The organism is Pseudomonas sp. CFSAN084952 (genome assembly GCF_009648855.1).
Lineage (GTDB): Bacteria > Pseudomonadota > Gammaproteobacteria > Pseudomonadales > Pseudomonadaceae > Aquipseudomonas > Aquipseudomonas paracarnis.
Window position 1 is genome coordinate 4,654,888 of the sequence record NZ_CP045767.1, and the last position, 21,521, is coordinate 4,676,408.

Annotated in this window: 20 protein-coding genes; 9 read left to right on the forward strand and 11 right to left on the reverse strand. The window is 61.1% G+C overall.

Translation table 11 applies throughout. From position 1 onward, the window contains the following. The first annotated feature begins 145 nt into the window (after positions 1-145). Both GH769_RS21135 and GH769_RS21140 read left to right on the forward strand, forming a co-directional pair. Positions 146-565 (forward strand): hypothetical protein, encoded by a 420-nt coding sequence (locus tag GH769_RS21135; protein WP_019818055.1) that lies wholly within the window; start codon positions 146-148, stop codon positions 563-565. Positions 566-574: 9 nt separating this feature from the next. Beyond that, entirely contained in the window at positions 575-1,468 is an 894-nt protein-coding gene (locus GH769_RS21140; protein ID WP_032904152.1) for a cation diffusion facilitator family transporter, read from the forward strand. On the opposite strand, the gene GH769_RS21145 is transcribed toward GH769_RS21140, so the two are convergent. Then, complete coding sequence (locus tag GH769_RS21145) at positions 1,465-2,427, reverse strand: DUF6515 family protein (RefSeq protein WP_032904151.1); 963 nt, start codon at positions 2,425-2,427, stop codon at positions 1,465-1,467. The two genes, GH769_RS21140 and GH769_RS21145, sit on opposite strands and share 4 nt — an antisense overlap. A gap of 427 nt (positions 2,428-2,854) precedes the next feature. On the opposite strand from GH769_RS21145, the gene GH769_RS21150 reads away from it, so the two are divergent. Together GH769_RS21150 and GH769_RS21155 are read left to right on the forward strand one after the other, a co-directional pair. Then, entirely contained in the window at positions 2,855-3,334 is a 480-nt protein-coding gene (locus GH769_RS21150) for an Lrp/AsnC family transcriptional regulator (protein ID WP_003194418.1), read from the forward strand. A 186-nt stretch (positions 3,335-3,520) separates the two neighbouring features. Beyond that, entirely contained in the window at positions 3,521-3,730 is a 210-nt protein-coding gene (locus GH769_RS21155; RefSeq protein WP_025999909.1) for a DUF2788 domain-containing protein, read from the forward strand. On the opposite strand, the gene GH769_RS21160 is transcribed toward GH769_RS21155, so the two are convergent. From GH769_RS21160 to GH769_RS21175, 4 genes are all read right to left on the reverse strand, one after another. Continuing rightward, complete coding sequence (locus GH769_RS21160; RefSeq protein WP_019818056.1) at positions 3,725-4,357, reverse strand: pseudouridine synthase; 633 nt, start codon at positions 4,355-4,357, stop codon at positions 3,725-3,727. The genes GH769_RS21155 and GH769_RS21160 overlap by 6 nt on opposite strands. A gap of 71 nt (positions 4,358-4,428) precedes the next feature. Further along, positions 4,429-5,901 carry an AMP nucleosidase gene (gene amn / locus GH769_RS21165; protein WP_161981173.1) on the reverse strand — a complete coding sequence of 491 codons (1,473 nt, stop codon included), beginning with the start codon at positions 5,899-5,901 and terminating at the stop codon, positions 4,429-4,431. Positions 5,902-6,084: 183 nt separating this feature from the next. Beyond that, the gene (locus tag GH769_RS21170; protein ID WP_014720060.1) at positions 6,085-7,737 is read right to left on the reverse strand and encodes an acyl-CoA dehydrogenase family protein; all 1,653 of its coding nucleotides are present in this window, start codon (positions 7,735-7,737) and stop codon (positions 6,085-6,087) included. Positions 7,738-7,805: 68 nt separating this feature from the next. Beyond that, the gene (locus tag GH769_RS21175; RefSeq protein WP_032904150.1) at positions 7,806-10,205 is read right to left on the reverse strand and encodes a hybrid sensor histidine kinase/response regulator; all 2,400 of its coding nucleotides are present in this window, start codon (positions 10,203-10,205) and stop codon (positions 7,806-7,808) included. A gap of 275 nt (positions 10,206-10,480) precedes the next feature. Here GH769_RS21175 and GH769_RS21180 point away from each other — a divergent pair, with 275 nt between their 5' ends. The 4 genes from GH769_RS21180 to GH769_RS21195 all read left to right on the forward strand — a co-directional run bounded on the left by GH769_RS21180 (position 10,481) and on the right by GH769_RS21195 (position 14,014). Next, positions 10,481-11,278: a hydroxymethylpyrimidine/phosphomethylpyrimidine kinase gene (locus GH769_RS21180; RefSeq protein WP_153649891.1), complete on the forward strand. Its 798-nt coding sequence runs from the start codon at positions 10,481-10,483 to the stop codon at positions 11,276-11,278. Positions 11,279-11,308: 30 nt separating this feature from the next. Next, positions 11,309-11,938 (forward strand): thiamine phosphate synthase, encoded by a 630-nt coding sequence (gene thiE, locus GH769_RS21185; RefSeq protein ID WP_014720063.1) that lies wholly within the window; start codon positions 11,309-11,311, stop codon positions 11,936-11,938. Positions 11,939-11,949: 11 nt separating this feature from the next. Then, complete coding sequence (hemL, locus tag GH769_RS21190) at positions 11,950-13,233, forward strand: glutamate-1-semialdehyde 2,1-aminomutase (RefSeq protein WP_019818059.1); 1,284 nt, start codon at positions 11,950-11,952, stop codon at positions 13,231-13,233. Positions 13,234-13,459: 226 nt separating this feature from the next. Beyond that, positions 13,460-14,014: a tetratricopeptide repeat protein gene (locus tag GH769_RS21195; RefSeq protein ID WP_014720065.1), complete on the forward strand. Its 555-nt coding sequence runs from the start codon at positions 13,460-13,462 to the stop codon at positions 14,012-14,014. Here the strand turns inward: GH769_RS21195 and GH769_RS21200 are convergent, their stop codons facing one another. From GH769_RS21200 to GH769_RS21225, 6 genes are all read right to left on the reverse strand, one after another. After that, on the reverse strand, positions 14,015-15,127 hold the full coding sequence (locus GH769_RS21200) for a succinylglutamate desuccinylase/aspartoacylase family protein (RefSeq protein WP_020301981.1): 1,113 nt from the start codon (positions 15,125-15,127) through the stop codon (positions 14,015-14,017). Positions 15,128-15,135: 8 nt separating this feature from the next. Beyond that, complete coding sequence (locus GH769_RS21205; RefSeq protein ID WP_014720067.1) at positions 15,136-15,846, reverse strand: ABC transporter permease; 711 nt, start codon at positions 15,844-15,846, stop codon at positions 15,136-15,138. Then, the gene (locus GH769_RS21210; RefSeq protein WP_014720068.1) at positions 15,843-16,559 is read right to left on the reverse strand and encodes an ABC transporter permease; all 717 of its coding nucleotides are present in this window, start codon (positions 16,557-16,559) and stop codon (positions 15,843-15,845) included. Before GH769_RS21210 ends, GH769_RS21205 begins: the two co-directional genes overlap by 4 nt. A gap of 30 nt (positions 16,560-16,589) precedes the next feature. Beyond that, positions 16,590-17,348: a transporter substrate-binding domain-containing protein gene (locus GH769_RS21215; protein ID WP_019818062.1), complete on the reverse strand. Its 759-nt coding sequence runs from the start codon at positions 17,346-17,348 to the stop codon at positions 16,590-16,592. A gap of 38 nt (positions 17,349-17,386) precedes the next feature. Next, the gene (locus tag GH769_RS21220) at positions 17,387-19,441 is read right to left on the reverse strand and encodes an NAD(P)-binding protein (RefSeq protein WP_032904149.1); all 2,055 of its coding nucleotides are present in this window, start codon (positions 19,439-19,441) and stop codon (positions 17,387-17,389) included. Positions 19,442-19,664: 223 nt separating this feature from the next. Further along, positions 19,665-19,991: a DUF1820 family protein gene (locus GH769_RS21225; protein ID WP_003215457.1), complete on the reverse strand. Its 327-nt coding sequence runs from the start codon at positions 19,989-19,991 to the stop codon at positions 19,665-19,667. A 130-nt stretch (positions 19,992-20,121) separates the two neighbouring features. Between GH769_RS21225 and miaB the strand changes: the two genes are divergently transcribed. Continuing rightward, positions 20,122-21,450 carry a tRNA (N6-isopentenyl adenosine(37)-C2)-methylthiotransferase MiaB gene (gene miaB, locus GH769_RS21230; RefSeq protein ID WP_014720071.1) on the forward strand — a complete coding sequence of 443 codons (1,329 nt, stop codon included), beginning with the start codon at positions 20,122-20,124 and terminating at the stop codon, positions 21,448-21,450. Positions 21,451-21,521: the final 71 nt, after the last annotated feature.

Consider the following 21,521-nt stretch of genomic DNA (forward strand, 5'->3'; position numbering starts at 1 on the left):
GGCTTGCCTGCGATAGCGGTGTGACAGTTGCCGCTGTATTTCCTGAACCGTCGCAATCGCAGGCAAGCCAGCTCCCACATTGGTTCATCGGCGCCTGGCCGATCTGGCTTATAGTCACCCTTAAATATGTTCAGGAGACTTTTTCATGCGTATCGCTTCCCGTGTCATCGGCGGTGTCCTCGCCGTTACCCTGCTGAGCCAACTTACCGCCTGCGGGTCGATTTTCTACCCCGACCGTCGTGGCCAGATCGATGGCAAGATCGACCCGACCATCGCGGTACTCGATGCCCTCGGCCTGTTGTTTTATGTGATCCCCGGCCTGATCGCCTTCGGTGTCGACTTCGCCACGGGCGCCATTTACTTCGAACCGGGCAAGACCGCCCAGGTCGCCCCCGAGAAACTGCACGAAGCCATCGGCGCTGACGGCAAGGTCGATAACGCCAAGCTGCAAAGCATCATCCAGAAAGAAACCGGCCGCACCTTGCCGCTGGACGACCCACGCCTGATCCAGTTCAGGGGCAGCGTGCAGCAACTGGCGGCCCTGGGCCTGCAGCCTGCCGCGTAAGGACAGCTCATGACCAGCAGCCCCGAACACGCAAGGCTCTTGCGCCTGGCCACCCGCGCCTCGGTGGGCGTGGCCTGTGTGTTGATTGTGACCAAGGCCATCGCCTGGTGGCTCAGCGGCTCGGTGAGCATGCTCGCCGGGTTGACCGACTCGCTGCTCGACGGCGTGACCTCGCTGCTGAACTTGCTGGCGGTGCATTACGCCCTGCGCCCCGCCGATGACGATCATCGTTATGGGCATGGCAAGGCAGAGTCGCTGGCGGGTATGGCGCAAGCCTTGTTTATCGCCGGCAGTGCGGTACTGATTGCGCTCCAGGCCTATGAACGGCTCAAGCATCCGGAGCCGGTCGGCGCACCGTGGCTGAGTATCGGCGTGATTATCTTGTCGCTGGGGCTGACCATGGCCCTGCTGATGCTGCAACACCACGTGGTGCGCGAGACCGGCTCCAACGCGGTGCGTGCCGACTCGCTGCATTACCGCTCAGACTTGCTGCTCAATGGCAGCATCCTGATTGCGCTGGTGTTGGCAGGCTTTGGCTTTCATCAGGTCGACGCCTGGTTCGGCCTGGGAATCGCCGCTTACATTCTGTGGAGCGCGATCCAGATCGCCCGGGAAAGCTTTGCGGTGTTGATGGATGAAGAGCTACCGCCGGATGTCAGCCAGCACATGCTGGAGCTGGCCCGTGGCGTGCCCGGCGTACTGGGTGCCCACGACTTGCGTACGCGGGTTTCCGGCAACCACTGGTTTGTGCAGTTGCACCTGGAGTTGCCGGGGGAATTGACGCTGTCGGTGGCCCATGGCATCAGCGACCAGGCCGCCGATGCCATTCACCGGGAATACCCGAAAGCCGAAGTGCTGGTGCACGCCGACCCACGGGAAGTGGTCACCGGTAACAAGGCCTAGTACTGCACCTGATACCCCCGACTGCCCAGGCAGTTGCCCTGGGCCTGGCGGTAGGTTTGCACCACCGCAGGGTCCGGGGCGTAGGTGACGGTGCGCGGGTCGAAGCCACTTTGTTGCACCGCCCAGCGATAACAGTCGTAGCCGTCCTGCTGTACCTGTGCTGGCGACTGGCCGTTGGCCGGGTAAGCCACCACGTCATAACCGTTGCCTTGAGGCGTCGGCGGAGGTGATGGCACCTGCGTCGGAGGTTGTACCACCACGTATTGTTGGGTGCTTTGCTCGTAGGCGTAATAGGCGCCTGCGGCGAGGAACAACAGCGAGCCGCCTACCCACACTTCACGTGCGTAGTCCGGCAGGTAATGCACGCGGATGCCGTAGGGCGGCGTCACCACCACGTAGCGCGGGCCTTGGGGGCGATACCAGTAGCCACCGGAGAAAAAGTAGTCCTGGCCACGGTAAGGCACGCGGTAATTGCGGTCGGGAAAACGGTCGATGACATAACCAGGGCGATGTTGCGGGCCCGGGCCCCAGCCATTGCCATGCCCATCGGGGCGGCCTGGCCAGCGGTTATCACCGGGGCGATCGTTACCCGGACGCGAACCGGGGCCGCCGGCCTCCCAATGCCGGTTGTCATCGGGGCGTCTGGGAATATCACGGTAATAACCCTGGCGCGGCTCCTGGGTCTGGCGCACGGTATCGGGCCGGCCCTGGATCGGCAGGTTATTGGAGGGTTGCGGTTGCAGTGCTGGTCGCCCCGGCTCATGACCTTGAGGCCGACCCTGCCATTGGCCACCCTCGTGCTGGCCGCCACGATCACCCTGCGGGTTTTGTGGGCGTGGCTGATTGTGCTCAGGCCGTTGCCCCTGGCCCGGTGAGTTATCGCGTTCGTCGGCCATCGCCTGGGAGCCGACGCTGACCACCAGCAAACCAACACCTGCCATACGCCAGATGCGCTTCATGCTTTTCCTCACTGCGGATTGGGGCTTGATCATGAGACTGGAAAAGCCTCGCCCGGTTCTGAGACAGTTTATCAGTCACGAGAACTATTTTCTGAAGGCAAAACGCGCACAAAGAAAAAGGGGTGACCCGTCGGCCACCCCTTGAGAATTTCGTCCTGGCTCAACGCTTTTGACGTTGGCTCACCTCACGCCGTCTTGTGGACAGTGTGCAGCCTGGAGGCCGGCTCAACCCTGCTGGGGCGGCGGCCGCAACGGGCCTGATTGGGCGCGTTGCTGTGGACTGTTGTCCAGGCGGTGATTCTGTTGGTAATCATAGGCGTGCCGGGCGGGCAGAGGATTGCGAAGATTGCGTCAATAAACAGTGCTTGCGCAATTTTTAACCCTTCATGGATAATTAACCGCAATAGTTACGACAAAGGCCAACCCAATGAGCAAGCTTGACCGATACGACCTGAGTATTCTGGCGGAATTGCAGCGCGACGCGAGGATCTCCAACCAGGAGCTGGCCGAACGCATCGGCCTGTCGCCTTCGCCCTGCTCACGCCGGGTCAAGCAATTGGAGGACGACGGCTACATCGCCCGCCAGGTCGCCCTGCTCGACCGCAAGATGCTCGGCCTGAGCCTCACCGCTTATGTATTGATCGGCATGGACCGTCACACGCCGGAACGCTTCGAGAATTTCGAGGCCGCCATCCGCACCCTGCCGCAAGTGCTGGAGTGCAGCCTCGTGACCGGGATGGATGCGGACTACCAGTTGAAGGTGGTAGTGCCGGACATGGATCACTATCAAAAATTGCTGCTGGGGCATCTGACCCGGATCGAAGGGGTGACCAGCGTGCGTTCCAGCTTTGTGCTGAACCAAGTGCTCAATAGCACCGAACTGCCCCTGACCCACCTGCGCACCTGAGAACAACGGTGGGAGCTGGCTTGCCTGCGATGGCGGCGGGCCAGTTTGCATCACGGTACCTGACAGACCGCTATCGCAGGCAAGCCAGCTCCCACAGTTCGATGGTGTAGGACTCAGGTCAATGTTGCGTTTGTGACGCTGCCGTATACTGCTCGCTTGTCTTGTCGGAAGAGTCCCATGAACAACATCGACCCCGCCCTGTTTGAAGAATGGATGATGACCGGCCTGGTCACTATCCTGATCATTTTCATGGGCTTCATCGTCTGGGACCTGGCGAAGAAATCCAAGGCCGGGCGCTTTGGTTCGTTCATCCTGTTTTTCGTGTTGGGCCTTGGTGTGGCAGCGTTCATCATCAAGAGCGTGGTGATCGGCCTGATTGAATCCGGCGCCTTATAAGCGCGCCGGCACTGCCTTCCATTGGCCTTGATCCAGGCCGTCGATAGACCAGTCGCCAATGCGCACGCGCACCAGGCGCAGCGTCGGCAGGCCCACTGCTGCGGTCATGCGCCGTACCTGACGGTTGCGCCCTTCACGTATCACCAACTCCAGCCAATGCGTCGGCACGCTTTTGCGAAAGCGTACCGGCGGGTTGCGCGGCCATAACGCCGGTTCATCCAGTTGCCGAGCCTCGGCAGGCAAGGTCATGCCATCGTTCAGCTCGACCCCATCGCGCAGACGTTGCAGCTGTTCTTCAGTCGGCTCACCTTCCACTTGCACCCAGTAGGTTTTCGCCAATTTGTGCTTGGGATCGGCGATGCGCGACTGAAGCTGGCCATCGTTGGTCAACAGCAGCAAGCCTTCGCTGTCACGGTCCAGGCGCCCCGCCGGGTAAATACCGGGAATATCGATAAAATCCTTGAGCGTCGCGCGCCCGCCTTCGTCGCTGAACTGGGTCAGCACATCGAACGGTTTGTTGAACAGGATCAGCTTCGGCTCGGCCGGTGGCGCCTTGGCGACACGTCGAACAGGCTGCGAAGGTTTCACGCCTGGGCGGCGCGAATCGGGACGGGTAGGACGGGACATGGCAAAGGAACATCTAACGGTCAGGACCGACAATGCTAGTGGCCTGACCGCCAAATGACCATCCCAACCGCTTAGCGGAACGGCGGTTCGTCGAAGCTGCGCAGTTTGCGCGAGTGCAACGAGTTGAGTTCGGTGCGCAACAGGTCGACCGCCTCGATGCCGATCTTCAAATGCTGGCTGACCGCACGCTCGTAGAACGCGTTGGCCGAACCCGGCAGCTTGATCTCGCTGTGCAGCGGCTTGTCGGATACGCATAACAAGGTGCCGTAAGGCACGCGCAAACGGTAACCTTGGGCGGCGATGGTGCCGCTTTCCATGTCCACGGCCACGGCGCGAGACAGGTTGATCAGCGGCCGCTCCTGGGCCCAGCGCAGTTCCCAGTTACGGTCGTCGTAGGTCAGCACGGTACCGGTGCGCAGGCGTTTTTTCAGCTCTTCGCCTTTTTCGCCGGTGACTTTCGCCGCCGCTTGCTGAAGCGCCAGCTGCACTTCGGCCAGGGCCGGGATCGGGATGTTCGGCGGTACTACACGGTCCAGAATCCCGTCGCGGCGCATATAGGCGTGGGCCAGTACGTAGTCGCCGATGGTTTGGGATTGGCGCAAGCCGCCGCAGTGGCCGATCATCAGCCAGCAATGCGGGCGCAATACGGCCAGGTGGTCGGTGATGTTCTTGGCGTTGGACGGGCCCACGCCGATGTTCACCAGGGTCACGCCGTGGCCGTCAGTGGCCTGCAGGTGATACGCCGGCATCTGGTAGCGGTGCCAGACCACGCCGGCGGCAATGGCCGAGGCTTCGCCGTGGTCCATGCTCTTGTCGATGACCACGTTGCCCGGCAGCACCATGCGGATAAAACGCGGGTCACTGCGCAGTTGCTCCAGGCCATGCAGGATGAACTGGTCCACGTAGCGGTGGTAGTTGGTCAGCAGGATCCACGGCTGTACATGGCGCCAGTCGCTGCCGGTGTAATGCACCAGGCGGCGCAGGGAAAAATCCACACGGGCGGCATCGAACAGGGCCAGGGGCAGCGGGTCGGTGTTTTCCCAGTCGTACAGGCCATCGGCAATGCCGTCGGTGGCGGCGGACAAGTCGGTACTGGGGAATACACGGGCCAGGGTCGCGGCGGTGACGCCGGAGCCGGCCAGTTCATCGCCCTGCTCCACCACGTACGGATATGGAATGTTCTGCTGGCTGACGCCTACTTCCACCGTGACGGTGAAGTCGTGCATCAGCGGCACCAGTTGCTCCAGCAGGTACTTACGGAACGCGGCCGGGTGGGTCACGGTGACGCTGTAGGTCCCCGGCAGTTGCACCTTGGCATACGCCCGAGTGGTTTGGGGGACTTCACCGTGGCAGTGGTAGGTCAAGCGCAGTTCCGGGTAGCGAAACAATGCGCGCTGCTCGGCGTCGGGCTCGACGCGGTCCTTGAGGTATTGCTTGAGCGCCTGGTTGAGCGCGCCAGTGGCACGCTCATGCAGCGCCGCCAGCCGGTCCACGGCTTCTTCGGCGGTTTTAACGACAACAAAAGCTTCGGTCACGGTAAGCATCCTGTGTTCTGACTTGCAGGCCTTTATCTTGCCTGTATCCAGGCCTCACCGAAACACCAGAAGTGGAATGCGTTGATAGGTGGGAGCTGGCTTGCCTGCGATAGCGGTCTATCAGCTACATAATTGCTGGCTGGACCACCGCTATCGCAGGCAAGCCAGCTCCCACATTTGGATTGTGTTTATTCAGAGCGATTGCGGGGTTGAGCGGGCGACAATTGCTTCCACGTCGACGCCACGCGGCAAGGTGCCATATACCCGCCCCGACGACTCACCCAACCGGCTGGCGATAAACCCATCACTCACCGCCGCATTACCCGCCTCCAGCAACAACTTGGCCTGTAACGCCAGGGCGATGTCCTCGGTCAGTTGCCGCGCCCGATACTGGATGTCCTGGGTGTCCATGAATGCCGCCTTCAACTGCTCGATATGCCGCGCCAACTGCTTGTCGCCGTGGCCATCGCCCAGCTCCACAAACAACGCCTCCAGTACCCCCGGCTCTTTGGACAGGGCACGCAATACGTCCAGGCACTGCACATTGCCGGAACCTTCCCACGTCGAATTCACCGGTGCCTCGCGGTAAAGGCGCGGCAGGATGCTGTCCTCCACATACCCGGCGCCGCCCATGCATTCGGCGGCTTCGTTGATCATCGCGGGCGCGCGTTTGCAGATCCAGTACTTGCCCACGGCCGTGACCAGCCGGGCGAACTTGGCTTCATGTTCATCATCAAGATGATCCAGGGCGCGCCCCATGCGCAGGCTCAAGGCCAGGGCCGCTTCGCTTTCCAGGGCCAGGTCGGCCAGCACGTTCTGCATCAGCGGCTGCTCGCTGAGCACGCGGCCACCCACCTGCCGATGAGCGCAGTGATGGCTGGCCTGGGTCAGCGCCTGACGCATCAAGGCGCTGGAGCCGACCATGCAATCGAAGCGGGTCATGGCAACCATTTCGATGATGGTTGGAACGCCGCGGCCTTCTTCACCGACCATCCACGCCAGGGCGCCGCGAAATTCCACTTCGCTGGAGGCGTTGGAGCAGTTGCCGAGTTTGTTCTTCAAGCGCTGGATGTAGAACTCGTTGCGCGTGTCATCCGGGCGGTGCCGGGGCAGCAGGAAACAGGTCAGGCCCTTGTCGGTCTGGGCCAGGGTCAGAAAGCCATCGCACATCGGTGCCGAGCAGAACCACTTATGCCCCACCAACTCGTAGGCTTGGCCAGGGCCACTCGCGCCCACGGGGTAAGCGCGGGTGGTGTTGGCGCGCACGTCGGTGCCGCCCTGCTTCTCGGTCATGGCCATGCCGATAGTAGCGCCGGCCTTGTGGGCGATGCCGACATTGCGGGGGTCGTATTGGGTACTGAGGACTTTAGGCAGCCAGAGGTCCGCCAGCTCCGGTTGCAGGCGCAGGGCCGGGACGCAGGCGAAGGTCATGGTCAGCGGGCAGCCGCTGCCGGCTTCGGCCTGGCTGTGCAGGTAGGTCATCGCCGCACGCGCCACATGGGCGCCCGCCTGGGGATGGGCCCACGGCAACGACGGCAGGCCATGCTCGACGGCGGTGCGCATCAGCTCGTGATAAGCCGGGTGAAACTCAACCAGGTCAATGCGATGGCCATAACGGTCATGGCTGCTGAACACCGGTTTGTTCTGGTTGGCCAGGAAGCCGGCTGCCATCAACGGCCCACCCGCCAGCGCGCCGTAGGCATCAATGCGCGCTTGGGCCCAGCCGGCGCCAAAGCGGCGTGACCATTCCTGCAAAGGCAAGTCGATGCGATACAGGTTGGTGCCGTCCAGGGACGGTGGCTGGTTGGTGACGTCGTGGGTTTCGGCAAACTGATGCAGGTTCATGACGGGCCTCCTGGAAAAAAGGCCGCATGAACAGTGGCCCGGAATTCAGTTAAGCACCGTGCAAGACCTTAAAAAAGTGGCATACGCGCCGAATGTTCGGCGCTTTCACCCTCATCCGCGCACAGCACGCTACGTTCAAGTGCCGCCTGCAAAGCATCGAAACGCACCGGCTTGGCCAGCCGATCCGTCATGCCAATGCCATGGCAGCGCTCACGCTCCGGCCCATTGGGCGAAGAGCTCAGGGCGATCACCGGCAATTCACCGCAGCCAGGCAATGCGCGAATCTGACAGCACAACGAAAAGCCACCCTCTGGCACATCCAGCAGCACGGCGTCGAAGCTATGCCCTTGCAATGCAGCGAGTGCCGCCGGGCCGCTGTCCACGGTTTTGACCCGGTAACCGAGCTTGAGCAACATGCCACGCACCGCCAGTTGGCCCACGCTGTTGTCGTCCACCAACAGCACCGTGCACTCCTGAGGCGCACGCTGTGCAGGCAGGGTTTGCGTGGCGGGCGTCACCTGCTGCGGCACGGCGCTGACGTCCACTTCCAACTGGAAGCGACTGCCTTTACGGGGCTCAGAATGATGGGTCAGGCGCCCGCCCAGCAGTTCGATCAACTGCCGGCAGATCGCCAGGCCAATGCCCAGGCCGCCGTATTCACGCGTCATCGAGCCGTCCAACTGAAAGAAACGCTGATACAGCGTGGCCTCATCGAGAAAGGCGAAGCCGATACCGGTGTCGGTGACGATAAAGCTCAGGTGCAAGGCGCCATCCCCTTGGGGCACGCCCACCACTCGCAAGCGCACCGCGCCGACGTGGGTGAATTTGAAAGCGTTATCGAGCAGGCAATCCAGGCACTGGAGCAGTTTGTCGGCGTCGCCGATCAGCCGGTCCGGCACCTCATCGGCCACATCAATGGAGAACGCCAGGCCTTTGCTCTGGGCGCTGCCGGTGAATTGCTGGCGCAAGGTATCGAGCGTGCCGCGCAGGCTGAACACTTGTGGCTGGGCCACCAGGCGACCGGCCTGCAATTCGGTGAGGGTGAGGATGCCGTTGACCATGCGCATCATGTCCCGCGCCGAGCCGGCGGCGGTTTGCTGGTACTGCGTCAGGTCATCGTCCAATGACACGGTTTGCATCAGCTCCAGCGAGCCGATCACACCGTTCATCGGCGTGCGCAATTCGTGGGTCAGGGTGGCGAGAAATTCGTCTTTGAGGCGATTACTGCGGGCCAGTTGCTGGTTGAGCGCTTCCAGCTTCTGGCTGGCATCGAGGAGAATCTGCGCCTGCTGTTCGCGCATGCCGTTGATGCGGTCGGCCAGGGCCAGGGACAACAGCGCCACTTCAATGGCTGAGCCGAGCTGGCTGGCGTACATGGTCAGGAACACGTTAGGCAGGTAACCCAGCACCATCAGGGTGTTGACCACCCCGCCGAGCAGGAAAGCCGACCAGGCGATGATGAAATAACGCGCCATGCGCTGCCCGCAATACCAGGCCTTGATGGCCGCCACGAAGATGGTCACGGTAAACACCAGCGCCAGCGCAGTGGCCAGGCGCAGGGCCACGGCGTAACTGGTCAACAACGCCAGTGCCATCACCAACCCTCCACAGGCCGCGAGCGCCAGCAGGATACGGTTGAGCCAGCGGCTGTGCTGCGCGGTGTGCAGGAAACTGCGCGCGAACAGGCTGCCGAACAAGGCCGCCGAGCCGATCAGGAAGGGCACCGCCGCATTCGCCCACCACGGGTTGTTCGGCCAGAAGTACTCCACCGCGACGCCATTGACCGACAGCTGATACAAGCCGAACGAGGCGATATAGAGGATGTAATACAGGTAGCTGGTGTCGCGCACGCTCAGGTAGATGAACAGGTTGTAGATCAGCATGCCCAGCAACACACCGTAGATGGCGCCGAGCACGTACAAGCGCAGCGGCTGCTCCTCCATGTAGGCGGTGCCGGCCCATAATGTCAGCGGTGCCTGGATCGAGCCTTGGCTTTGCAAGCGCAGGTAGACGGTTTGTTGCTGGTCGGGCAAGAAGCTGAGCTTGAACAGGTAGTTGCTCTGGCTCACCTCACGGCTGGAAAACGGCAACGCGCTGCCGGTGCGGGTGGTGAGGCGGAAGTGACCAGTGCCGTCGTCCTGGTAAAGGTCCAGGCGATTGAGCGGCGGGTAGGCCAGTTCCAGAAACCAGGTGCGTGGTGCCCGGGGATCTTTGGCGGTGTAGTGCAGGTTGACCTTCAGCCAGAACACCGAGCGTGAATAGCCGGCATTGAGCGTGTCTTTGTCGTGGGTCTTGAATTGCGCGGCATAGGCGGGGGAACTGACATCGGCGATGGTGAGGGCATCGGTTGGGTCTTCGAGCACTTGCATGACCCGGCCCAACGGGAGGCTTCGCGTGTCCTGGTCGAACTCGACGGCGCTGGCGAGCATCGGCAGCCCGCACAATAAAAAAATCAGCAAATAGCGCATAGAGCCCCAGCGTAGCCTGGTCCGGTTGTGTCAAAAGCCCCCCATTCCTTTTGAGAAGACGTACACCGGCGATACAGTAAGTTGTTTGGATGCACTTTAGCATAGCCAGTAAAAGCCATTAGCCACCGCGGGAACTTTTTTTAGGACAGCTCTAGGGCAATGCTTTCAGCTCATCTCAGTGCAGCGCTCAGCCACGGCAAATCGCGCCGCAGCGGCAAACTCCTGCCATCGCCAGGCAGCCACGCAAAAAGCGTTTGGTGGTAAGCTCGCGCACCATGAATATCTACAGCTCTCGCCCCGTTGTCCTCTGTCTCTCCGGCCACGACCCCAGTGGTGGCGCCGGCCTGCAGGCAGATATCGAAGCCCTGCTCGCCCAGGGTTGCCACGCGGCCCCGGCCGTCACCGCGTTGACCGTGCAAAATACTGTCAATGTCAGTGATTTCCGCGTGCTTGACCGTGAGTGGGTACTGGCCCAGGCCAATGCCGTGCTCGGCGACTCTGAAGTTGCGGCAGTCAAGCTGGGCATGCTCGGCTCCACCGCGATGGTCGACACCGTGGTCGAACTGCTGCAGGCGCACCGGCATTTGCCGGTGGTCTGCGACCCGGTGCTGCGCGCCGGCGGCGGCGGTAGCCTGGGCAAGGACGAGGTCGGTTATGCAATGCGCGAGCGGCTGCTGCCCTTGTCATTGATCGCCACCCCCAACCTGCCCGAAGCGCGCATCCTCGCGGAACTGCCCGACGGCAGCGCCGACGACTGCGCCGAGAAGCTGTTGCCGTACATCAAGCACCTGCTGATCACCGGTGGCCATGGCGACGAGCACGAAGTGCACAACCGCCTGTACAGCCGCGACGGCACGCGCCAGACCTTTACCTGCCAGCGCTTGCCCGGCAGTTATCACGGCTCGGGTTGCACCTTGGCCAGTGCGCTGGCCGGGCGCATTGCCCAAGGCGAAGGTTTGGCCAGCGCCGTGCAAACGGCTCTCAACTACACGTGGCGTACCCTGCGTGATGCCGAACAACTCGGCCAGGGCCAGTTCGTGCCGCGTCGATTGCCGCTGGATTTCTGCTCGTAACTTATCGCTCGTCAGCAAGGGGTTTGCCCGATGAAACTACGCGGCCTTTACGCCATTACCGACAGCCAACTGTTGGCCGGCAAATTCCTCGCCTACGTCGAGGCGGCGCTGGACGGTGGCGTCACCCTGTTGCAGTACCGCGACAAAAGCAGCGACGAGGCACGGCGCCTGCGTGAAGCCGAAAAGCTCTATGAACTGTGCTCGCGCTACAAGACTCAATTGATCATCAACGACGATGCCGAACTGGCCGCGCGACTGGGCGTCGGCGTACATCTGGGCCAGACCGACGGCCCGCTGACCTCGGCCCGGGCACTGCTCGGCGCCAAGGCGATCATCGGCGCCACCTGCCACAGCCAGATCGAACTGGCCGAACAGGCCGCCAAAGAAGGCGCCAGCTACGTCGCCTTCGGCCGCTTCTTCAATTCCACGACCAAACCCGGCGCACCCGCCGCCACCGTTGACATGCTGGCCCAGGCCCGCAAGCGCCTGCACCTGCCGATCTGCGTAATTGGCGGCGTCACCCTGGAAAACGCCGAGCCGCTGGTGGCCCACGGGGCTGACCTGCTCGCCGTGGTCCATGGCCTGTTCGGTGCCGACAGCACCCAGGAAGTCACCCGCCGCGCCCGTGCATTCAACGACCTTCTTAAATCTTCAGTTTAGAGAGCCCGATCATGTCCCGTTCCGAAACCCTGTTTGCCAACGCCCAGAAACACATCCCCGGCGGTGTGAACTCCCCCGTGCGTGCGTTCAAGAGCGTGGGCGGCACGCCGTTGTTCTTCAAGCATGCCGAAGGCGCCTACGTCACCGATGAAGACGACAAGCGCTATGTCGACTACGTCGGCTCCTGGGGCCCGATGATCCTCGGCCACAGCCATCCGGATGTGCTGGAGGCGGTGCGCCAGCAACTGCAACACGGCTTGTCCTACGGCGCCCCGACCGCGATGGAAACCGAGATGGCCGACCTGGTCTGCTCGATCGTGCCGTCGATGGAAATGGTGCGCATGGTCAGCTCCGGCACCGAAGCCACCATGAGCGCGATCCGCCTGGCCCGTGGTTTCACCGGCCGCGACAACATCATCAAGTTCGAAGGCTGCTACCACGGCCACTCCGACAGCCTGCTGGTGAAAGCCGGCTCCGGCGCGCTGACCCAGGGCGTCCCCAATTCCGCTGGCGTACCTGCGGCATTCGCCAAGCACACCCTGACCTTGCCGTTCAACGACATCGCAGCCGTCGAGCAGATGCTCAGCGAAGTCGGCCAGGACGTTGCCTGCATCATCGTCGAGCCGGTTGCCGGCAACATGAACTGCGTTCCACCGGCCCCGGGTTTTCTTGAGGGCTTGCGCGAGCAGTGCGACAAGCATGGCGTGGTGCTGATTTTTGACGAAGTGATGACCGGTTTCCGGGTCGCCCTCGGTGGCGCCCAGGCTTACTACGGCGTTACGCCAGACCTGAGCACCTTCGGCAAGATCATCGGCGGCGGCATGCCGGTAGGCTGCTTCGGCGGCAAGCGCGAGATCATGCAACACATCGCCCCGCTCGGCCCGGTATACCAGGCAGGCACCTTGTCGGGTAACCCGCTGGCCATGGCCGCCGGCCTGACCACCCTGCGCCTGATCAGCCGCCCGGGCTTCCACGCCGAGCTGACCGACTACACCACGCGCCTTCTCGACGGCCTGCAACAACGCGCCGACGCCGCCGGCATCCCGTTTGTGACCACCCAGGCCGGTGGCATGTTCGGCCTGTACTTCAGCGGCGCCGACGATATCGTCACCTTCGATGACGTGATGGGCAGCGATGCCGAGCTGTTCAAGCGCTTCTTCCACCTGATGCTCGAAGGCGGCGTGTACCTGGCACCGAGCGCCTTTGAAGCCGGCTTCACCTCGATTGCCCATGGCGAAGCCGAACTGAAATTGACCCTGGATGCTGCCGAGCGCGCCTTCGCGGCCCTGAAATAAGTGACGGCAACCTCTGACGTTGCCCCTGGCAGCGTCAGATTTGCTACTTTGCTTACAGAGAATTCCTGGTTTTTTCGAGAATTGCACTGCAATCCGGCAGATAACTTGCCCAAGCAGCAGAAAAACGAGTAAAGACTTTGTAAGCAGAGGCCTGCTTATTTCATAATGCGCGCTTATTGGACTCCCTCGAGGGTCCGCGCGCCCCGTCAGAGGTAAGTCGATTCCCATGAAACGCACCGGCCGCACCCTGGTTCTGGGCTGCCTGTTGCTCCTTCAACCGCTACTGGCACATGCCCAGGCCGGCGGCAACTCGTTGTTAATTCCAGCGATGGGTCGTTGCACCCTCAATACCCAGCCAGAGAGCCAGGCCGAAGCCCTGAGCGCGTGCCAGAAACAGGCCGAGGACGGGGATGCGCAGGCGCAATACGAGTTGGGCGAGTACTACCACGACAGCAAGAACCCGGCCGTTGACCTCAACAAAGCGTTGAGCTACTTCGAGAAAGCCTCGTTGCAGGGCCACGCCCAGGCGCAATACCAGTTGGGCAACATGTTCTTCAAAGGCGAAGGCGTGCCGGCCAACAACATTCAGGCGTACATCGTGCTGAAAATGGCCGCGGTCAATGGCGCCGAAGACGCACTGGACACCGCCGACGAAGTCGCCGAGCACATGCAGCGCGATGAACTGGAAGTGGCGACCCAGGTGCTGGGGCAGATTTTCCGCAACTACCTTCAGGAGTTGCAGAGCGCCGATGGGCGTTCGCCTTTCTCTCCCCTGCCTTGATCACGGCGATAACAGGTAGCCCTGTCGATACGCCGTGACCCCTGCGACGTGGGCAATCGCCATACCGGCGCTTGCCATTCGGCGTATTGATCGTACATACAAAAGCCCTGCACGCTCACACGCTACCTCGGTCACACGGTCTGTAATCGGATCGATGACGTGCGCCACGATTTGTCCTGCTTCCAGGTAATCCCCCACCTGCGCGCAAAACACAATCAAGCCTCCCACCGCACTCACCACCGGCTCGACCCCCGCCAAGGGTGTTGGCGGACTCAATAACGCCGGTAGTGGAGGCGCTTGCCCCTCAACGCCTCCCTGCAAAGTCAGATAGTTGATCAACGCCTGACAATCCTGTCGCGCCAGCCCGTGGCTCACATCAGCCACGCCGCGCAACTCCACGGTCACGGCAAAACCCGGCGCCGCAAAGACCCCAGGAAAACGCGCCTGCATCCGTGCCCAGAACAAGGTGTAGCAATCGTCGAACGAATGCCCGCCCGCGTCCGGGCTCATAAAGCAGGCGCGGGCGCCCAGGTACCGCGCCAGCGGTTCCACCTGGGGCCAGGCGTCCGGTGCCAGGTACAGGTGCTGCACCGCCTCGAAATCACAATGCAGGTCCAGCACTCTGTCGGCGTCACAGGCCAGCGTTTGCAGGGCCAGGCGCAGGGAATGCAGCTGGGTCGCCGGCACCTGGCTGACAAGGGTTTGCCGCAAGGTCGCGCGGATCAGGTGCAGGTTATGCGCAGGATCATCAGTCAGAACATCCTGAACCTGATCCCCGACCTGCTGGCTGACGTCGACGAAGAAGCGATTGAAGTTCTCTCGACTGTCGTTATCGAAGCGCCCCTGCGGCACGTCCATCAGCACCTGCTCCAACCCCAGCGGATTGGCCACCGGCACCAGCACCACCTGCCAACGCAGCGCACCTTTGGCCTCCAGATCTGCCAGCCGTTGTTTGAGATGCCACAACACCAACATCCCCGGCAACTCATCGGCGTGCAGGGACGCCTGGATGTAAACCTTGCTCGGCGCATCGGCTGGGCCGTAATGAAAACTATGAATATGCCGCGTGGTACCTGGCACAGCCGTCAACAGTTCATGTCTGCAAGTCTGCATATCGCCTCCTATCGATTCGAATCAAGAAAGCTCAGCCAGCGTCGTTCTGCCAGACGGAACAGGCAGATCAACGCGAACGTAATGCACAAGTAGAGCGCCGCGGCCAGGCCAAAGGATTGGAAGGTGAGGAAGGTTGCAGCGTTGGCATCCCGTGCGACTTTCAGGATATCCGGCACCGTTGCCGTGAACGCCAGGGTGGTGGAATGCAACATGAAGATCACTTCATTGCTGTAGTAGGGCAACGACCGGCGCAGGGCCGAGGGCATGATCAAGTGCACGTACAGCTTCCAACCGTCGAAACCCAACGACCGTGCAGCCTCGATTTCACCGCGCGGCATCGCCCGGATCGCGCCCGCGAGTATTTCCGTGGTGTAGGCCGCGGTATTGAGGGCAAACGCCAGAAGGGTGCAATTGAGCGCTTCGCGAAAAAAAGCATCCAGCAACGGTTGCTCGCGAACGGCGCCAATGCTGTAGATGCCGGTGTAGAAGATCAGCAACTGGATATACAGCGGTGTGCCGCGAAACACGTAGGTAAAGCTTTGCACCGGCCAACGCAGCCAGCGTCGGCTGGACGTCCTGGCAATGGACAGTGGCAACGCCAACAGCAGGCCCAGGCACGAAGAGGCGCTAGTCAGCCACAAGGTCATGGCCAGGCCGGTGATTTGTTGGCCGTCAGAATAGATAAACGGCCGCCAATACTCCTGGATAAGCTCGATCATGATGATGATTCCTGCACACCGTCACCATACCGACGCTCCAGCCAGCGCAACGCCGCGTTTGAAACACTGCTGAGCAACAGGTAAACCAGCGCCGCCAGCAGCAGAAAAGCCAGTAATTGCTGACTGCTCTTGCCCGCCATCTGCGCCACTTTCACCAAGTCTGCCAAGCCGATGATCGACACCAACGCCGTGGCCTTGAGCAAGACCATCCAGTTATTGCCCAGCCCCGGCAGGGCAAACCGCATCATTTGCGGGAATATCACATGCACAAAACTCTGCCTGAAGGTCAGGCCAAGGGCTTTGGCAGCCTGGAACTGGCCCCGGGGCACAGCCAGCAAAGCGCCGCGAAAGGTTTCGGTGAAATAGGCGCCGTAGATAAACCCCAGAGTGATCACGCCGGCGCTGAAAGGGTCGACATCGATGTAGGCCCAGCCCAATTCGCTGGTCAGACGACTCAGGCCTGTCTGCAACCCGTAGAAAATCAACAGCATCAACAACAGGTCCGGAACCCCGCGAATCAAGGTGGTATACACCTGCGCGCACAGGCGCCATGCCCTGACCCTGGACAGCTTGGCGCCTGCCCCCAGCAGGCCCAGGATCAGCCCCAGCAGCAATGACAACAGTGCCAGTTGCAGGGTGACCCAGACCCCGTGCAGTAACATCGGCAAAAAACCGCCCAGGGACGCGGCGAATTGAGTGAAGGCAGGTAGCATGATTGTGTCCTCGCTGGCCGTTGAGGGCGGTTATTGGCCGCTGAACATGTTCACTCCGGGGAAGTACTGCTCTTGCAGGCGAGCGTAGGTGCCATCGGCGTGCAGGGCAGCCAGCCCCTTATCCAACAGCGCTTTCAACGTGTGGTTGCCCTTGGCAATGCCAATGCCGCTTTTGGACGGCATCAACTCGCTGTCAATCAACGGGCCCAGCACGAACCCGACGCCTTGGGGTGAACGTAAAAATCCGCTCTGTGCTTGCTGAGCATCCTGCAGCGATGCCTGCAAACGCCCTGTCAGCAGGTCCGCGTACACTTGCTCCTGATCGGCATAAGCCACCACCTTCATACCCTGCCCGGCGAGCACTTGCCGGGCATACACTTCTTGAGTACTGCCCTGCAAATAGCCGACGGCCATGCCTGTGGAAAGCTCAGTGCCAGGGCGCATCACCATGGCGGTGGGACTGGAAAACACCTCCGAGGAAAAGTCGATGACCTTTTGCCGAGCGGCAGTGATGGTCATTGAAGCAAGGATGGCGTCGATCTTGCCGGCGTTGAGGCTGGGAATCATGCCGTCAAAGTCACTCTCGACCCATTGGCAGCGAACATTCAAATGTGCACAAATTGCATTGCCAATATCTATTTCAAAACCGGTCAAAGTGCCCGTACTGTCTTTATAAGCAAAGGGCGCATAGTTGGGATCGGCAGCGAAACGGATCACTTTATAATCGCTGGCAAACAACGATGAATTAATAAGGAGTGTGGTGAATAACATCAGGAGTATTTTTTTCATTATTGTATTCCTCGTTATTGATTGAACAGTCGGACTGACTACACCTCGATAAATGGAATTTCCCGCCGCACTATCAGCGAGCCTTCGGGCGCATCGAACTCACGTGCGATGCGATGACCTGAATACACCGCCGCCGCAATGGTGCCCGGCGCCACACAGTCGCCGATCAGCGTCAGCGTTCGGATGCCTGCCGCCTGTAACTGTTCGGGTGAGTTGTTCAAGGCCTGATACAGCGCCTGCTCAGGCTCCCGGGAAGTGACCAGCAGCAAGGCTGCAGCTGGGATCAACCGCGTACGTTCGGTGTAGATGCAACCCGCTACCACACCCTCTGGCTTAACGCTGACCAGCGTATGGGACGGTATGATCGTGACATTCAACTGCATCAGACGACGCTGAATGCGGTGCTGCTCGAGAGTGTTATGGGTCCAGGCCGCCACGTCCGCCGCAGGGGTGACGAATATCACCTCCACACCCCGCGCCACCAGGTGTTCGGCCAGCACGCTGCCCATGTAATAGTGATCGTCATCGAACAGCAGCACCGGCGAAGTGGGCAACACCCCCGCCATCAGGTCATCAGGCGTCAGCACGGGCAGGCTCTCCAGGCCCGTTAAGGGGGAGCGCAAGGCGCGTCCCAAGCCATCCCGCCGCCAATGGGAACCCGTAGCGATGAACACATGCTCGGCGGCGAAATCCAGCACATCCTGGGCCTGCAAGGGGCTTTCCCGATAGATCTCGACTGACGGCATGCGGCTCAACGCATCCAGTCGATAGTCAATCACCCGTGCCCAACTCGCCAGCCCCGGCAGCCGGGCTTCCAACGCTACACGCCCGCCTAGGGTGCGCAGGCTGTCGACCAGGGCCACTTCCATCCCTCGCGCACCTAGGATCCGTGCACACTCAAGCCCGGATGGCCCGGCGCCGACCACCAGCGCCCGGCCGGGTTGCTGCGTACGGTTGACCGACTCGGGGTGCCAGCCACGCCGCCACTCCTCGCCCATGGTCGGGTTCTGTGTACAGCGCAGGGGCGTGCTGGTGTGGTCGCCACTGACACATACATTGCAGCCGATGCATTCGCGAATTTCCTCGGCGCGCCCCTCTTCAATCTTCTTGGGCAAGAACGGATCGGCAATCGAAGGGCGGGCCGCCCCGATCAGGTCCAGTACGCCACGGCGAACCAAAGACACCATGGTGTCCGGCGAAGTGAAGCGGCCGACGCCCACCACGGGCTTGCTGGTCAGCGCCTTGAGCCCCAGCAGGAAGGCCTCTTGGTAACCCTCCCCGGCAAAGCGCGCCGTCACGCTGTCATTGGACCAATCGGCGACATTGACGTCCCACAAGTCCGGCAGGTCCGCCAGCATCGAGAAGATTTCGGCACCTTCGCCCTCGCGGCTGAGGCCGTCGGCCATTTGCTCATCCACCGCCAGGCGGACCGCTACGGCACACCGATCACCGACTGCGTCGCGAGTGTCTTCAATCAACTCGCGCAACAGGCGCACACGGTTTTTCAACGTACCGCCGTATTCGTCGGTACGCCGGTTATTGCGTGGCGTGAGGAAATGGAACGGCACGCTCAGGTCGTGGCCGGCGTACACATAGATGATGTCGAAACCCGCCTCCCGGGCGCGCAATGCGGCGGCTCGATGCAGGGCGCGCAATTGCCGGATATCGGCATGGCTCATGGCCCGAGCCTGCACCGGGTCGTAACTGCGCACCGGGGTATTGGAAGGCGCCCAGGGAATTTCGCGACTGTAGCGGTTGGGCGCCGAGTAACCATTGAATGCCAGCTCTACCCCGGCCAACGCCCCGTGACGGTGTACCCCCTCACACATGCGCGCCAGTGCAGGAATATCGCGTTCATCCCAAAGACGCGCTTCTATATAAGGTGAGAACTCGCTCAGCGGGCTGATTTCGCATTCTTCCGTGCACACCACGCCCCAGCCGCCCTCGGCTTTCACTGCGCGCATGCGCGCCATCGCCGAGGGGTGCACGTGGCCCATGCCATTACAGTGCGGAACTTGATAAAAGCGATTGCGGGTACGCACCGGGCCTATTTGCACCGGTTCAAACAGAATGTCATAGCGAGGATCGCGCACAGGGCTACTCCCGAACAGGTCAGTTCGTTAATGAAGGCGTGATGGAACTTGGCGCTAATGAGTGGCGTGATTAAACGCAGTCGAACGGGGGAAACTTCGAGGTTTTCTTATTATTGGTAGATTCATGATGCCCTCTCTGAATAAACAAAATTTGCTATCTTTCAAACAAAATGTCTATCCATTGAGAGGCAGTTTCGGAAACGCCCTACAAATTAATTGCAGATCACTTCTCAGGCATCGGCATCGGAAACGGCATCACATTGCTCATGCCCCGAGCTTCACTGATCTTCGGCGTCCCCAAGCGCTCGACTTCATCGATGCGCACAATCGAATGCATGGGCACAAAGCTGCGCACTACCCCTTCGAACTGGGCCTTGAGCTTTTCTTCGCCCGGATCGACCACCAACTGGGTGCGCTCGCCAAAGACGAACTCTTCCACCTCCAGGAAGCCCCACAGATCACTTTGATAGATCTGCTTGGCGTACATTTCGAACACCTGGCCCTGGTTGAGGAAAATCACCTTATAGATTGGAGCTTCACGTTTGGTCATGGTGGGCGAACAACACATGGGGATATAAAAGAGGGCGCGAACTATAGCATGGCACCCGATGCACAGCGCTAGGAACCAATGGGCATGCCCCCTATAATGCGCGGTTCTTTACCACCAGTTGACGATTCCCATGGCCAAGAAGCTTTACATCGAAACCCACGGTTGCCAGATGAACGAGTACGACAGCTCGCGCATGGTCGACTTGCTGGGCGAACACCAGGCCCTGGAAGTCACTGCCCGCGCCGAAGATGCCGACGTGATCCTGCTCAATACCTGCTCGATCCGCGAGCGGGCCCAGGACCGTGTGTATTCGCAGCTGGGCCGCTGGCGCGAATTGAAACTGGCCAACCCGGACATGGTGATCGCCGTCGGCGGGTGCGTGGCCAGCCAGGAAGGCGCTGCGATCCGCGACCGCGCGCCCTATGTCGATGTGGTGTTCGGCCCGCAAACCCTGCACCGCTTGCCCGAGATGATCGACGCCGCACGCATCACCAAGCTGCCGCAGGTTGACGTGTCGTTCCCCGAAATCGAAAAATTTGATCATCTGCCCGAACCGCGCATCGATGGGCCGAGCGCCTATGTGTCGGTGATGGAAGGCTGCAGCAAGTACTGCACCTTCTGCGTGGTGCCTTACACCCGCGGCGAAGAAGTCAGCCGGCCGTTTGACGATGTGCTATCGGAAATCATCCACCTGGCTGAAAACGGCGTGCGCGAAGTGACCCTGCTGGGCCAGAACGTCAACGGCTACCGTGGCCAGACCGATGATGGCCGCCTGGCCGACCTGGCGGAATTGATCCGCGTGGTCGCCGCTGTCGATGGCATCGAGCGTATCCGCTACACCACCTCGCACCCGCTGGAGTTCTCCGACAGCCTGATCCAGGCCCACGCCGAAGTGCCAGAGCTGGTCAAACACCTGCACTTGCCGGTGCAATCGGGTTCGGACCGCATTTTGTCGGCGATGAAGCGCAACCACACCGCGCTGGAATACAAATCCAAATTGCGCAAACTGCGCGCTGCCGTGCCGGGCATCTGCATCAGTTCGGACTTTATCGTCGGCTTCCCGGGCGAAACCGAGAAAGACTTCCAGCAGACCATGAAGCTGATCGAGGACGTCGGTTTCGACTTCTCCTACTCGTTCGTCTACAGCCAGCGCCCGGGCACCCCGGCTGCCGACCTGCTGGATGAAACCCCGGAAGCGTTGAAAAAAGAGCGCTTGAACGCGCTGCAACATCGCCTCAATCAGCAGGGCTTTGAAATCAGCCGACAAATGGTCGGTTCGATCCAGCGCATTCTGGTCACCGATTATTCGAAGAAAGACCCGGGTGAATTGCAGGGGCGTACCGAGAACAACCGAATCGTCAACTTCCGCTGCGACAATCCCACGCTGATCGGCCAGTTTGCCGATGTGCACATTGATGCGGCGCAGCCACACTCGTTGCGTGGCTCGTTGATCAACTGATCTCGCTGACCGGATGAAGATCAAAATGTGGAAGCTGGCTTGCCTGCGATAGCGATGTATCAGTGCCCTAT

Excerpts from the sequence above, each read along its gene's own strand:
- GH769_RS21200 (WP_020301981.1), bottom strand. The coding sequence starts at position 15,127 with ATGCAGACTTGCAGACATGAACTGTTGACGGCTGTGCCAGGTACCACG.
- GH769_RS21140 (WP_032904152.1), top strand. The coding sequence starts at position 575 with ATGACCAGCAGCCCCGAACACGCAAGGCTCTTGCGCCTGGCCACCCGC.
- GH769_RS21175 (WP_032904150.1), bottom strand. The coding sequence starts at position 10,205 with ATGCGCTATTTGCTGATTTTTTTATTGTGCGGGCTGCCGATGCTCGCC.
- GH769_RS21160 (WP_019818056.1), bottom strand. The coding sequence starts at position 4,357 with ATGTCCCGTCCTACCCGTCCCGATTCGCGCCGCCCAGGCGTGAAACCT.
- amn (WP_161981173.1), bottom strand. The coding sequence starts at position 5,901 with ATGCTTACCGTGACCGAAGCTTTTGTTGTCGTTAAAACCGCCGAAGAA.
- hemL (WP_019818059.1), top strand. The coding sequence starts at position 11,950 with ATGTCCCGTTCCGAAACCCTGTTTGCCAACGCCCAGAAACACATCCCC.
- GH769_RS21150 (WP_003194418.1), top strand. The coding sequence starts at position 2,855 with ATGAGCAAGCTTGACCGATACGACCTGAGTATTCTGGCGGAATTGCAG.
- thiE (WP_014720063.1), top strand. The coding sequence starts at position 11,309 with ATGAAACTACGCGGCCTTTACGCCATTACCGACAGCCAACTGTTGGCC.
- GH769_RS21215 (WP_019818062.1), bottom strand. The coding sequence starts at position 17,348 with ATGAAAAAAATACTCCTGATGTTATTCACCACACTCCTTATTAATTCA.
- GH769_RS21170 (WP_014720060.1), bottom strand. The coding sequence starts at position 7,737 with ATGAACCTGCATCAGTTTGCCGAAACCCACGACGTCACCAACCAGCCA.
- miaB (WP_014720071.1), top strand. The coding sequence starts at position 20,122 with ATGGCCAAGAAGCTTTACATCGAAACCCACGGTTGCCAGATGAACGAG.
- GH769_RS21210 (WP_014720068.1), bottom strand. The coding sequence starts at position 16,559 with ATGCTACCTGCCTTCACTCAATTCGCCGCGTCCCTGGGCGGTTTTTTG.
- GH769_RS21135 (WP_019818055.1), top strand. The coding sequence starts at position 146 with ATGCGTATCGCTTCCCGTGTCATCGGCGGTGTCCTCGCCGTTACCCTG.
- GH769_RS21225 (WP_003215457.1), bottom strand. The coding sequence starts at position 19,991 with ATGACCAAACGTGAAGCTCCAATCTATAAGGTGATTTTCCTCAACCAG.
- GH769_RS21180 (WP_153649891.1), top strand. The coding sequence starts at position 10,481 with ATGAATATCTACAGCTCTCGCCCCGTTGTCCTCTGTCTCTCCGGCCAC.
- GH769_RS21205 (WP_014720067.1), bottom strand. The coding sequence starts at position 15,846 with ATGATCGAGCTTATCCAGGAGTATTGGCGGCCGTTTATCTATTCTGAC.
- GH769_RS21195 (WP_014720065.1), top strand. The coding sequence starts at position 13,460 with ATGAAACGCACCGGCCGCACCCTGGTTCTGGGCTGCCTGTTGCTCCTT.
- GH769_RS21145 (WP_032904151.1), bottom strand. The coding sequence starts at position 2,427 with ATGAAGCGCATCTGGCGTATGGCAGGTGTTGGTTTGCTGGTGGTCAGC.